Genomic DNA, 12,969 nt, shown 5'->3' with positions numbered 1-12,969 from the left:
ACGCGCCACGTCACCACACAAGGAACCACCAGGTTGAACTGGGAAAAAGTCGGTAAGTCCCTTGCGGGCGTCTTGATCGCGCTGATTTGCGTCAGCGCGTTGTACCTGGTGTTCAGGGACGACGCGCGACTCGAAGCCGATGTCACCTACCAGTCCCTGACCTACCCAAGCCAGTTCAGCGAGCGCATCAGCCAGACCAGCGATGCGTTGAAGTACGAACAACTGTACGAGCGTGCCCGCAGCATCAGCGCTGGCGTCATCGGTCATGAGCAACTCGACAAACTGGTCGACCTGGCCCAGGCGCCCTACCGCAAGCTGTTCGCCAAGCCCTTCGAAGCGGGGTTGGTGGATCACCGCACCGGGCTGTTCATCACCCTGCGCAACACCGGTGATACGCCGGTGCGCAATGTGCACATACGCTTGCCCGCCAAGGGCCTGGTGCAGGTCCGTGACGATGCCGGCAACGACACCCTGCTGGAAACCGCCACCAGCAGCGTCGATATTCCGGCGATCGGCGCCGACGCCCAGGCGCGGGTGTGGATCTATTTCGACGGCGACTACACCCAGATCACCCAGGCCGGGGTGCGCATCAGCCACGACGGCGCTGAAGCGCGGGTGCTGGTGTACGAGTCTTTTGCCGGCAATCAGGCGACCGTGGCGCATTACGCGACCGAGCTGCTGATCGCGCTGGCCTGGCTGCTGCTGACGCTGCTGGGGCTGGGCTATATCTGCCTGCTGCAGCACCGGGCGCTGGCGGTGAAGCGCAAGGCCGACCTGGACGAGCCTCGCTAGGACCTTGCGAAGAGCGCCAGGGCCATGGCAACGCGAGCGGTCCGTCGCGCTTGACGCTACGCGCTTGCCGCTGCTGGCAAGCCCCTGGGCGGCACGCTCGCCCACGCCGCACCGCGCCAGCTCGCACACGGTCCTGCAAAAAGTTTCCGATCCGCTGTCCCCTTTTCCCGCCTCGGCTGTCATTCAGGGCAAATGAGCCCTACGAGTGAGCCACAGCATGTCTGTATTCCCGCGCCAACGCCAACGCCCGCGCCTGGCGTCTTGCTAGGCCTGGGCGCCGTTCCTGAACTCGCGCTGGCCGACAGCGCACCGCGCAGCTTCCAGATTCCAGCCGGCAGCCTGGGTGCTGCGCTGACCCGTTTCGCCGGGCAGGCCGGCGTCAGCCTCTCGGTGGAGCCGGCGCTGGTGGCCGGCCGGCGAAGCCCGGCGTTGTCCGGGCCGTTCAGCGTGCAGGAAGGCTTTGCCCGCCTGCTGCAAGGCACTGGCCTGCAACTGCGCAGCGTGGGTACCGACAGTTACACCCTGGTGCCGGCGCCCAGCGACGCCGGCGCCCTGGAACTGGCCCCTACCACCATCGAAGGCGTGCAGAACGGCGCGGCCCTCGATGCCGAGCGCTATGCCGGTGGCCAGGTCACCCGGCGCGGTTCCCAGGGCCTGCTGGGCTCGCGTGACTTCATGGACACGCCCTTCAGCATGACCACCTACAGCAGCGAAGGCATCAAGGCCCAGCAGGCGCGCACGCTCGGCGACATGGTCGCCAGCGACCCCTCGGTACGGGTCACCAACCCCTCGGGCGGGCGCTTCGAACAGTTCACCATCCGCGGCCTGAGCCTGTTCAACAGCGATGTGTCGTACGGCGGCCTGTACGGCATCCTGCCGACCTACAGCATCGACATGGCCATGGCCGATCGGGTCGACATCATCAAAGGCCCCAGCCAGTTGATCAATGGCATCTCGCCGCGCGGCAGCGTGGGCGGCAGCATCAACATCGTGCCCAAGCATGCCGGGGATGCCCCGCTCACCGAGTTCACTGCCAGCTACGCCTCCGACAGCCAGCTCGGCGGCGCGGTCGACGTGGCCCGGCGCTTTGGCGAAGGCGACCAGTTCGGCGTGCGCTTCAATGGCGTGAAGCAGTCGGGCGATACCCCGTGGGACCATCAGAGCGTCGACCGGCAAATGGCCGTGCTCGGCCTGGACTTTCGCGGCGAGCGTCTGCGCCTGTCGACCGATTTCGGCCACACCGAGCGCGACACCGATGCACCTCAGGAGCGGGTGATCGTGGGCGCGCTGGCCAAGGTGCCGGACGCCGACAAGGTGCGCCACAACTATGCGCAGAAGTGGAGCCAGGCACGCACCCGGGACACCTTCGGCATGGTCAATGGCGAGTTCGACGTGAACGATTCGCTGATGCTCTACGGCGGGGTAGGCGCGCGCAAAAGCGACCACGACTTCCTGCGTCACAACGTGCCGATTTCCAATGATGCGGGCGCGTTCACCGTGCAGCCGCGCGATTTCACCCGCGACGAGAACGTGCGCACCGCCCAGGCTGGGCTACGCAACTGGTTCCACACAGGCCCCGTGAGCCACGAGGTGAACCTGGCGGCCAGCTACTTCTACATGGACTTCGAGAACGGCGGGGGGCGTTACGCCAGTGCGCCGAGCAACCTCTACAACCCTGTTGCGACGCCCACCCCCGGCACGCCGACGCGCCTGGACGACAAGGTCTACACGGAAAACCACTTCACCGGCGTGGCGTTGTCCGACACCTTGGGCTTTTTCGAGGACCGCCTGCTGCTGACCCTCGGTGCCCGCTGGCAGCGGGTCCAGGTCGATGACTGGAGCAATGGCATCAAGGGCGACACCGCCTACGACGAAGAAAAGCTGTCGCCTTCTGCCGGCGTGGTGTTCAAGGCCACTGACCAGTTGTCGCTGTACGCCAACTACATGGAGGGCCTGAGCCAGGGCAAGATTGCGCCCAGTACGTCGGTCAATGAAGATGAAATCTTCCCGCCGTTCATCAGCCGGCAGATCGAAGTCGGCGCCAAGTACGACTTCGGCCGTTACGCGGTCACCGCCAGCGCGTTTCGCATCAAGCAGCCGGCGTACGAAACCAATACCGGCACGCGCGTCTTCGGCCCCAACGGCAAACGCCAGAACACCGGGCTCGAGCTGAACCTGTTCGGCGAGCCGACGCCTGGGGTGCGCCTGCTCGGTGGGGTGATGTACATCCACAGCGAGCTGCGCGATACGGTCGATGGCCGCTTCGACGGCAACCGTGCGCCGGCCACGCCCAGTTATAACGTCAACCTCGGCGCCGAGTGGGACGTGCCGCAGGTGAGCGGCCTGACCTTGACCGCGCGCGGCATTCATTCGAGCTCGCAGTACCTGGACCAGGCCAACAGCAAGGACATCGATGGCTGGGAGCGTTTCGACCTCGGCGCGCGCTATGCCTTCAAGGTCGAGGGCCGCGACGTCACCGTGCGCGCCAATGTCGAGAACGTGCTCAACGACCGCTACTGGGCCTCGGCCGGTGCCTCGGATGACAGCGAGGCGGGCTTGACGCTGTCCTCGCCACGCACCTGGCTGCTGTCGACCACAGTCGCGTTCTGAGTCTGGCGTAGCGCGGTCGGCCAGTCTGCCACGCCTTGGCCAGGTAGGCAGTGGCAAGGGCGCCGTGGCCGATGCGGCGCTTTTCGCTCAACGCCAGCAGGCTTGCGCCGGCCTGGCTGAACGGCTCAGAACCGGCAGGACCCGTCGCTCCAGGCCAGCCCGCAATGCTGTTCGGTCGGGCGATGCCCCGACGCTTTTGAGCCCGTCCACGTCTGTATCCCGAGGCAAGCCCTGTGTGACAACAGGGCCTGAGAACACCGCTGCAGCACGACGATCAAGGCCATCTGCCACCTGGCTGATGGCACCCCTTGCAAACAGCACTTGGCAGGCGCGCGCGAAGGCGGCACACTCCGCGCGCCGCGCCCGCAAGCGCCCTTCAGGCGTTGACGCAGGCTGGTTGATCAACTGGGCCTGCATCCCGCCGCGAGGGCGCGTTGCTATCCTCTGCTGTATCCACACAAACTATTCGCACTGGCCACGGTCACTGACTGCAGGCCAGTCATTTCGGCTTTCCTCCCCCTCTGGAGCACTCGGTATATGGCAGCATTGCAGGGCAGTACGTTGGATGCGATCAACCACAATCAGAGCCAACTGCTGGATGAGTGGATCCTTGGCCTGGAAGCCAATGGCGCCACGCGTAACCTGAAGGAGCAGGATCTGCGTCAGCAGACCAGTGGTTTTCTGCACTTGCTGGTCGCCAGCCTGCAAGACGCCAGCGCAACGGGCGCAGGCTCCGAAGAGCTTCGGCGCTTCCTGGAGAAGCTCTCTTCCTCGCGTGCCCAGATTGGCCATGACTCGCACCAGACTGCGCATTTCATCTTCGCCCTCAAAGGCCCGCTGTTCCGCCTGTTGCAGCAGCACTACAAGGACCAGCCGGCGGTGCTCGCCGAACAATTGCTGGTCATTTCCGAGTTGCTCGACAGCCTCGGCATGCACACCGTGCGCACCTACCAGGTCACCCGTGAGGCCGTGATTCGCCGTCAGCAGGAAGAGCTGCTCGAGCTGTCCACGCCGGTGGTCAAGCTGTGGGATGGCGTACTGGCCCTGCCGTTGATCGGCACGCTGGACTCCCAGCGCAGCCAGACCGTGATGGAATCGTTGCTGCAGCGCATCGTCGACACGGGCTCGGAAATCGCCATCATCGACATTACCGGGGTGCCGACCGTCGACACCCTGGTGGCCCAGCACCTGCTGAAAACCGTCACCGCGATTCGCCTCATGGGCGCCGATTGCATCATCAGCGGTGTGCGCCCGCAGATCGCCCAGACCATCGTCCACCTGGGCCTGGACCTGAGCTCCATCACCACCAAGGCCAACCTGGCCGATGCGCTGAAACTGGCGATCAAACGCCTGGATCACGGCGTTGACGCACGGGGCTGAGCCATGGATCGCATTCCTATTCTGCAGATGGGCGAGTTTCTCCTCGTCACCATCCAGGTCGACATGCATGACCAGCTCGCGCTGAGCCTGCAGGAAGACCTCACCGACCGCATCAGCCGCACCTCGGCACGCGGCGTGCTGATCGATATTTCTGCATTGGATATGGTCGATTCCTTCATTGGCCGCATGATTGCCAGCATTTCCGGGCTGTCGCGGATCATGGATGCCGAAACCATGCTGGTTGGCATGCAGCCGGCGGTGGCGATCACGCTGGTCGAGCTGGGCCTGACCCTGCCGGGCGTCAGCACCGCGCTGAATGTCGAGCGCGGCATGCAGGTGCTGCGTCAGCGGGTGGCCCGTCGATGAACGTCTCGCAGAGCGGCAGCCTGCCGGTGCGTATCGAGCAAGACGTGGTCCTGGCTCGCCAGTTCGCGCGCAAGTTGGCCGCTGAACAAGGCATGCGTCTGGTCGATCTGACCAAGCTGGTGACCGCCGTCAGTGAGCTGGCGCGCAACACCGTGGTCTACGGTGGCGGTGGTGACATGGACTGGGCCGTGGTCGAGCAGCCGGGCCGTGTCGGTCTGCGCCTGCTGTTCCGTGACGAGGGCCCGGGTATCGCCGATACCCGCCTGGCGTTGACCGACGGCTGGACCTCCGGTGGCGGCCTGGGCCTGGGCCTGACCGGCGCGCGCCGGCTGGTGGATGAGTTCGATCTGGACACGGCGCCGGGTGAAGGCACGAGGATCACGATCACGCGATGGATATGACCCTCTCGGCTAGCCTGACCCAGGTGCTGGCCCTCGATGATCCCAGCCAGATCGGGCACGCCCGGCGCATGGCGCTCAAGCTGGCGCAGGAGGTCGGCTTTGACGAGGGTGATGCCGGCCGTGTCGCGCTGGTGGCCACCGAACTGGCCAGCAACGTGCTCAAGCATGCCCAGCGTGGCGCGTTGCACCTGCGCCATGTGCCGTGTGCCGATGGCAAACCGGGCATCGAGCTGCTCAGTGTGGACAGCGCCCAGGGCTTCGACCCGCTGCGCTGCATGACCGATGGCTTCTCCACCGGCGGTACCCAGGGCATTGGTCTGGGCAGCGTGCAGCGCAGCGCTCAGGTATTCGATGTGCATACCGACGCCCACGGCTCGGTGGTGCTGGCGCGCCTTTATCCGCACGACAACGCCAGTACCGACCTGCGCATCGGTGTCAGCCAGCACTCGCTGCACGACGATCCAGCCTGTGGTGACACCTGGCACATCGCCGTGCAGGGGCCGCGGCTCAGTGGGCTGGTGATCGATGGCCTGGGCCATGGCGAAGAGGCCGAGAAGGCTGCCAAGGCCGGGGCCAGGGCATTTGCGCAGGCACCGTTCGAGCCGCCGCAGACACTGCTCGAACACCTTCACGTCGACATGAATGGCACGCGCGGCGGCGCGGTGGCCATCGCTCAGTACGACGCGACCTCGCAGGCGCTGCACTTCATCGGCGTCGGCAACATCGGCGCAACACTGATCAATAGCGAGGGCACGCGCGGCCTGGCGTCGATGGCGGGGATCGTCGGCGGGCAATACCGCAAGGCGCAGGTGTTCGACTACCAGCAAGTCGATGGCCACCTGCTGATCCTCTACAGCGACGGTCTGCAATCACGCTGGAACCTGCATCACTACCCTGGCCTGATTCACCGTCATCCGGCGGTGATCGCCGCCGTACTGCACCGCGATTTCTGCCGCGGGCGTGATGATGTGACCGTGCTGGTCATTGACCTGGAGCTCAGCCATGCCTGACCCGACTTCCCTCGACGCCGCCCAACAGGCGGCGTTGATCACCCGCCTGCAGGCCGAAAGTGCGGCCCTGCGTGCCGAGCTCGATGAAACCAACCAGGGCGTGCTGGCGCTCTACGCCGAGCTGGACAACCAGGCTGAACAGTTGCGCCAGGCTTCGGAGCTGAAAAGCCGTTTCCTCGCCTACATGAGCCATGAGTTTCGCACGCCCCTGGGCTCGATCCTGAGCATTACCGGCTTGCTGGCCGATGAGCTGGACGGCCCGCTGTCATCCGAACAGCACAAGCAGGTGGCGTTCGTCAGTGCAGCCACCCGTGAGCTGTCCGACATGGTCAGCGACCTGCTCGACCTGGCCAAGATCGAGGCCGGGCGGATCACCATCTCGGCAGACTGGTTCGACATGCTCGACCTGTTCGCCGCATTGCGCGGCATGTTCCGGCCGATCGTCAACAGCACCGCAGTGGACCTGATTTTCGAGGCCCCCGAGGGCTTGCCGCAGCTCTACACCGATGACAAGAAGCTGACGCAGATCCTGCGCAACTTCATCGCCAACGCGCTGAAGTTCACCGTGCGTGGGGAGGTGCGCATCTCTGCGCAGATGCTGCCTGAAGACCGCGTCCGTTTCGCCGTCAGTGACACCGGCATCGGTATTGCGCCGGAGCTGCTGGGCACGCTGTTCGAGGACTTCACCCAGGTCGATTCGCCGTTGCAGAAACGCCTGCGAGGCACCGGTCTTGGCCTGTCACTGTGCAAGCGCTTCGCCGAGCTGCTCGGGGGTGAGGTCGGCGTGCAGAGCGAGCCGGGCCAGGGCTCGACGTTCTGGGTGGTGATTCCGCTGGCGCTGACGCAGGAGCGTGCCGATGCACAATGATGCCCGTCTGCTGATCGTCGACGACAACCTGGTGACCCGCTACGCACTCAAGCGCCGGCTTGCCCTGCACGGTTTCGAGGTGCTCGAGGCCGGTACGGGCGGTGAGGGCCTGACGCTGCTCGGTGAAACCGTGGTCGATGCATTGATCCTCGACGTCAACCTGCCCGACATGAGCGGCTTCGATGTGGTCCGGGTGTTGCGTCAGGACAGCCGCACGGCGTTGCTGCCGATCATTCATGTGTCGGCGGCGGCCATTCAGACCGGCGACATCATCACGGGCCTGGACAACGGCGCCGATGCCTACCTGATTCACCCGGTCGACCCGGATGTGTTGCTGGCCACCTTGCGCACGCTGTTGCGCGTGCGTGACAGCGAGCGGGCGCTACGCGAGAGCGAGGCGCAGTTCCGCGAAATCTTCGACAACGTCTCGGCGCCGATCGCCGTGCTCGATGCCGAGCTGAAAGTGCATGAATGCAACCATGCGTTCGCGACGCTGATACAGGACAACCGCACCCCGGGTTACCTGCGCGAATGCTTCGCCGAGGGCCAGGAGGCGGTGCTGCAAGCTCTGGGCTCGCACCTGGCCGAAGGTACCCGCTGGCGTGGCGTGCTGGGCATGACCCAGCATGGCCAGCCGCGGGAAACCGAATGGCAGTTGTCGCCGTACCGCGCGCCGGGCCTGTGCCTGGCGTTCGTCGAAGACGTGACCGAGCATCGCCACCGCGAGCGCTCGCACCTGGCGCGCCTGGACGACGCCAACAGCCAACTGGCCAAGGAAGTGGCCGAGCGCGTGCGTACCGAAGCGCAACTGCTGCAGTTGCAGAAGATGGAGGGGCTGGGACGGCTCACCGGCGGCATCGCGCATGATTTCAACAACCTGCTGACCGGGATCATCACCAGCCTGGAGCTGATCCGCAAACGCGTGGGCGAGGGGCGCCTGGAGAAGATTCCGACCTACGCCGATGCGGCCTTGAGCTCGGCCATGAGCGCCGCCTCGCTGACCCATCGCTTGCTCGCCTTTGCCCGCCAGCAGCCGCTGGACACGCGCCCGGTGGACGTCAATCGCCATGTGCTGTCGCTGCAGGACCTGCTGACCCGCACCATCGGCGAGCGCATCCGCCTGGGCCTGTCGCTGTCCAGCCGCCCGGCCATTGCCCTGGTTGACCCGGTGCAACTGGAAAGCGCGGTGCTCAACCTGGTGATCAACGCGCGTGATGCGTTGCCCAAGGGCGGCACCATCGAAGTCACCACCTCGGCGGTGTGGTCCAGCGGTGACCCGAACCTCAAGGACGGGCCGTATGTGTCGTTGACCGTGCGCGACGATGGCGCGGGGATCGAACCGGCGGTGCTGGACAAGGTGTTCGACCCGTTCTTCACCACCAAGCCGCTGGGGCAGGGCACCGGCCTCGGCCTGTCGACGATCTATGGCTTTGCGCTGCAGTCCGGCGGCCATGTGGCGCTGCGCAGTGGCGTAGGACGCGGTACCGAAGTGACCCTCATGCTGCCCGCCAGCGGTGAGGCGGCCGACTGTGCCGCACCGCCACCGCGGCTCGCGCAACCGGGCCAGGGCGAGCATGTGCTGGTGGTCGAGGACATGGCCTCGGTGCGCTTGTCGGTGGTCGAGGTGCTGATCGATGCCGGCTACCGTTGCAGCTTGGCCGAAACCATCGAACAAGCCCTCGACCTGCTGCGTGAAGACGCCAGCATCGACCTGCTGCTGTCCGATGTTGGCCTGCCCGACATGAGCGGCCGCGAGCTGGCCGACATGGCTCGCACCTACCGGCCAGGCCTGCCGGTGCTGCTGATGACCGGCTACGCCGAGACGGCGCTCGACAAGCAGGCATTTCTGGGCGAAGACATGGACCTGCTGACCAAGCCGTTCCAGATCGCTGACTTGCTGGAAAAGGTGCGTCTGGCGTTAGGCTGAGCCAGCCAGGTGTATCCTCGGCTCAGGTGCTCTGCCGCGGGCACCTGAGTACCAGGCGCGCGCCGCCCAGGTCGCTGTCATCGATGTCCAGGCTGAAGCCATGCAAGTCGACGATGGCCGCGACGATCGACAGGCCCAACCCGAACCCGGCATGCCGATGGCCTTCCTCGCTGCGGTAGAAGCGCTTGAGCACGGCCTGGCGTTCCTCCCTTGGAATGCCCGGCCCGCTGTCTTCCACGGCCACCCTCAGCGCGTGTTCATCGACCGACGCGACGATGCGCACCTGGCCGCCTTCAGGGGTGAACTTGATGGCGTTGCCCACCAGGTTGGCCAGTGCCTCGAACAGCAGCTCGCGGTCGCCGTCGAGCGGCGGCAGGTGCGCAGGCTGTTGCAGGTTCAGGCGAATGGCGCCGTCCTCGGCCAAGGGCAGGTAGAAGTCGTGCAGTTCCAGCAGCAGGCTGTGCGGATCGAGTTCGACGAAGCCTGCGCGGCGGCGGCGGTCTTCCAGTTCGCTGATGCGCAGCAGTCCGCGAAAGCGTGCCATCAGCGTGTCGGTTTCACCGATGGCCTGGTCCAGCGCTTCAGCCAACGGGTCCTCTTCAGCGCTTTGCTGACGAATCCGGTAAAGCTGGGCGCGCAGGCGCGTCAGGGGCGTGCGCAGGTCGTGGGCAATGTTGTCGCACACGCCTTTGACTTCATGCATCAGCCGCTCGATGCGATCGAGCATGGCATTGACGATGGCCGCGAGCATGTCCAGTTCGTCGCGGCGGGTGGACAGCGGCAAGCGGTGGGTGAGGTCACCGGCGACGATCAGCTCGGCGCTGGCCTGCACCGCGCGGATGCGCTTGAGTGGGCGTCGGCGCAGCCAGTACCAGCCGGCAAAGCCCGGGATCAGGGTCAGGGAAATTCCCCACAGCAAGGCATCGAGGATGATCCGCGTAACCACGAACAGCGAGCCGTTGTCGCGCAGCAGGACCAACCAGCGGCCATCGTTGATGTGGATGGCCACGGCGTCGCAACTGTCTTGCGGCAAGTGCGGCGTACCCACTTCCAGGCACTGCTTGAGCTCGTGCATGTTGCCGTCGAGCTCAAGCCCTGGCGGGAAGGCACGGATACGCCCGCCGAGCGGGTTGAGCTGGGCATCGAACAGCCCGTACGCATCGAAGGCGCGCTGCTCGAAGGCCTGGCTGGCGACCAGGGCGTCGTCCAGCTGCTTGCCGCTCATGTGCGCGAACAGGTGCTGGCGTTGCAGCATCGAGTGGCGGGTGAGTTTGTTCAGGTAGTTCGAGACCTCGAAGTACAACACCCCCATGAGGATGCTGCTCCAGGCCACGAACAGAAAGCTGTACAGCGCCAGCAGGCGGCTGGTGGACGAACTCCAGCCCTTAGACGGGTTCGGCAATGGCATAGCCCGAACCCCGTACCGTGCGGATCAGTGGCGTCTGGCCGGGGCAATCGATCTTCTTGCGCAGGCGACCGATGTGCACATCGATCAGGTTGGTGCCCGGGTCGAAGTGATAGCCCCAGACCTCCTCGAAGATCATCATGCGGGTGATGACCTGGCCGGCGTGGCGCATGAGAAATTCCAGCAGCTTGTACTCGGTGGGCAGCAGGTTGAGCGTCTGCTGGCCGCGGCGAGCCTCGTGGCTGATCAGGTCCAGCTCCAGGTCGCAGACCTGCAGGCGGGTCTGGGTCACCGGCACGCTGTTGCGCCGCAGCAGCACCTCCACCCGCGCGGCCATTTCGTCCGAGGCGAAGGGTTTGGTCAGGTAATCGTCGCCGCCGGCGCGCAGGCCACGGACGCGCTCATCGACGTCCGACAGCGCGCTGATCATCAGGATCGGCGTGGTGATCTTCAGGCTGCGCAGGGTGGTGACGATGGTCAGGCCGTCGACCTCGGGCAGCATGCGGTCGAGAGTGATCAGGTCGTAGCCGCCGCCAATGGCCTTGGACAGCCCTTCACGACCATTGTCGGCCCAGTCCACCTCGAGGCCATGGCTGGACAGCTCGGCGACGATTTCCTGGGCGGTGACGGCGTCATCTTCGATGGTCAGTACGCGGGGCATGCTTAGTCCTGGGCAGCGGGTTGAGCTGGAATTGTGCCAAAGAATAGTCGCTGGGCGATTTAAGAAAAATTCATCTGGCCAAACGCAACGCGGGGTACGACCGGCGGTGACAGCCTCATGGGCCCATCACCGCAGGTGCACCCCGCGTACTCACGCCGGTGGATCAGGCGACCTTGACGATCCAGCCAGCCGGGGCCTCGACGTCACCGCTCTGAATGCCGGTGAGTTCGTTGTACAGCTTCTGAGTGACCGGGCCGACCTTCTCCAGATCGTGGAAAACGTGCAGCTTGCCGTTGTACTCGATACCGCCAATCGGGGTGATGACCGCAGCCGTGCCGCAGGCGCCGGCTTCGATGAAGCGGTCCAGGGCATTGATCTCGACATCCCCCTCGATGACCGTCAGGCCCAGGCGCGAGGCCGCCAGCTCCATCAGCGACAGGCGGGTGATGCCTGGCAGGACCGAGGGTGATTTCGGCGTGACGAATTCGTTGTTGGCGGTAATGCCGAAGAAGTTGGCCGAGCCGACTTCCTCGATCTTGCTGTGGGTCAGCGGGTCGAGGTAGATGGCGTCGGCGAAGTTGGCCTGCTTGGCGGCTGCGCCCGGCTGCAGGCTCGCGGCATAGTTGCCACCGACCTTGGCCGCGCCGGTGCCTTGTGGGGCGGCGCGGTCGAAGCTGGAAATCTGGAAGTTGTGCGGCTTCATGCCGCCCTTGAAGTACGAGCCGACCGGGATGGCGAACACCGAGAAGATGAACTCGGGGGCGGTGCGCACGCCGATGTTGTCACCGGTGCCGATCACGAACGGACGCAGGTACAGCGCGCCTTTGCCGTGCGGCGGGACGAATTTCTCGTTGGCCTTGACCACTTGCTTGCAGGCGTCGATGAACACCTCGGCCGGCACCTGCGGCATCAGCAGGCGGGCGCAGCTGCGGGCCATGCGCGCGGCGTTCTGTTCAGGGCGGAACAGGTTGATCGAGCCGTCCTTGCAGCGATAGGCCTTCAAGCCCTCGAAGCATTGCTGGCCATAGTGCAGGGCGGTGGAGCCTTCACTGATGTGCAGCACGTTGTCGTCGGTCAGGGTGCCGTTGTCCCACTCGCCGTTGCGCCACACGGACAGGTAGCGCTTGTCGGTCTTGATGTAGTCGAAGCCCAGCTTGTCCCAATTGATGCTCTCGTTGCTCATGACACCCTCGATTGTCTTGTCCGTGCAGATGATGCGCACACGCCACCATAATACAAACCGTGGGGGTTCGGAAACGCTGCCGGGGAAAATGCCGCAGGCGGCCGTGGGGCGACGGGTGAAGTCAACGGCCGAGCAGGTCGGCTGGGGTGTCGACGTCCTGCCAGATCGCCGCATCCTCGACCTCGATCACCCGCAACGCCTGCGGGTGAGCGAGCAGCACCGCGCGGCCGCCCTGATCACCTTGCACCTGGCCCAGCTCGGGCCAGAATGCCCGCCCGAACAGCACCGGATGGCCGCGCCGGCCTTGGCATTCAGGCACCACGATGCGCTGCGCCGTCGCCGCTTCACGCAGACGCGCCAGCGTAG

General features: G+C 65.3%; 12 protein-coding genes. 8 read left to right on the top strand and 4 right to left on the bottom strand.

The window, feature by feature from the left end:
• Positions 1 to 33: 33 nt before the first annotated feature.
• The 8 genes from RT028_RS12130 (at position 34) to RT028_RS12095 (ending at position 9,354) form a co-directional block, all read left to right on the top strand.
• Positions 34 to 792 (top strand): hypothetical protein, encoded by a 759-nt coding sequence (locus RT028_RS12130; RefSeq protein WP_312935149.1) that lies wholly within the window; start codon positions 34 to 36, stop codon positions 790 to 792.
• A gap of 225 nt (positions 793 to 1,017) precedes the next feature.
• On the top strand, positions 1,018 to 3,402 hold the full coding sequence (locus tag RT028_RS12125) for a TonB-dependent siderophore receptor (RefSeq protein WP_409567249.1): 2,385 nt from the start codon (positions 1,018 to 1,020) through the stop codon (positions 3,400 to 3,402).
• Positions 3,403 to 3,939: 537 nt separating this feature from the next.
• Entirely contained in the window at positions 3,940 to 4,782 is an 843-nt protein-coding gene (locus RT028_RS12120; protein ID WP_312935145.1) for an STAS domain-containing protein, read from the top strand.
• A gap of 3 nt (positions 4,783 to 4,785) precedes the next feature.
• The gene (locus RT028_RS12115) at positions 4,786 to 5,148 is read left to right on the top strand and encodes an STAS domain-containing protein (protein ID WP_312935143.1); all 363 of its coding nucleotides are present in this window, start codon (positions 4,786 to 4,788) and stop codon (positions 5,146 to 5,148) included.
• Positions 5,145 to 5,549, top strand: a complete 405-nt coding sequence (locus RT028_RS12110; RefSeq protein ID WP_312935141.1) for an anti-sigma regulatory factor — start codon at positions 5,145 to 5,147, stop codon at positions 5,547 to 5,549. The genes RT028_RS12115 and RT028_RS12110 overlap by 4 nt, the downstream gene beginning before the upstream one ends.
• Entirely contained in the window at positions 5,546 to 6,559 is a 1,014-nt protein-coding gene (locus RT028_RS12105; RefSeq protein ID WP_312935139.1) for an ATP-binding protein, read from the top strand. Before RT028_RS12110 ends, RT028_RS12105 begins: the two co-directional genes overlap by 4 nt.
• Positions 6,552 to 7,427 (top strand): ATP-binding protein, encoded by an 876-nt coding sequence (locus RT028_RS12100; RefSeq protein ID WP_312935138.1) that lies wholly within the window; start codon positions 6,552 to 6,554, stop codon positions 7,425 to 7,427. The genes RT028_RS12105 and RT028_RS12100 overlap by 8 nt, the downstream gene beginning before the upstream one ends.
• A complete protein-coding gene (locus RT028_RS12095) occupies positions 7,417 to 9,354 on the top strand; it encodes a response regulator (protein WP_312935136.1) in 1,938 nt (645 codons plus the stop codon). The genes RT028_RS12100 and RT028_RS12095 overlap by 11 nt, the downstream gene beginning before the upstream one ends.
• 22 nt (positions 9,355 to 9,376) lie before the next feature.
• Here RT028_RS12095 and RT028_RS12090 read toward each other — a convergent pair whose 3' ends face one another.
• The 4 genes from RT028_RS12090 to RT028_RS12075 all read right to left on the bottom strand — a co-directional run.
• Entirely contained in the window at positions 9,377 to 10,762 is a 1,386-nt protein-coding gene (locus RT028_RS12090; RefSeq protein ID WP_312935134.1) for a HAMP domain-containing sensor histidine kinase, read from the bottom strand.
• Positions 10,740 to 11,420 (bottom strand): response regulator transcription factor, encoded by a 681-nt coding sequence (locus RT028_RS12085; RefSeq protein WP_312935133.1) that lies wholly within the window; start codon positions 11,418 to 11,420, stop codon positions 10,740 to 10,742. Before RT028_RS12085 ends, RT028_RS12090 begins: the two co-directional genes overlap by 23 nt.
• A 163-nt stretch (positions 11,421 to 11,583) precedes the next feature.
• Positions 11,584 to 12,603 (bottom strand): branched-chain amino acid aminotransferase, encoded by a 1,020-nt coding sequence (locus RT028_RS12080; protein ID WP_312935131.1) that lies wholly within the window; start codon positions 12,601 to 12,603, stop codon positions 11,584 to 11,586.
• A gap of 121 nt (positions 12,604 to 12,724) precedes the next feature.
• Positions 12,725 to 12,969 (bottom strand): NTP transferase domain-containing protein (locus RT028_RS12075; protein WP_312935130.1); only part of this gene is annotated, 245 nt, incomplete at its 5' end.

Origin of the sequence: Pseudomonas sp., from assembly GCF_032058845.1 — a bacterium.
GTDB lineage: Bacteria > Pseudomonadota > Gammaproteobacteria > Pseudomonadales > Pseudomonadaceae > Aquipseudomonas.
Note: the sequence above shows the minus strand (reverse complement) of the source record. Positions and strands in the feature narration are given on the sequence as shown.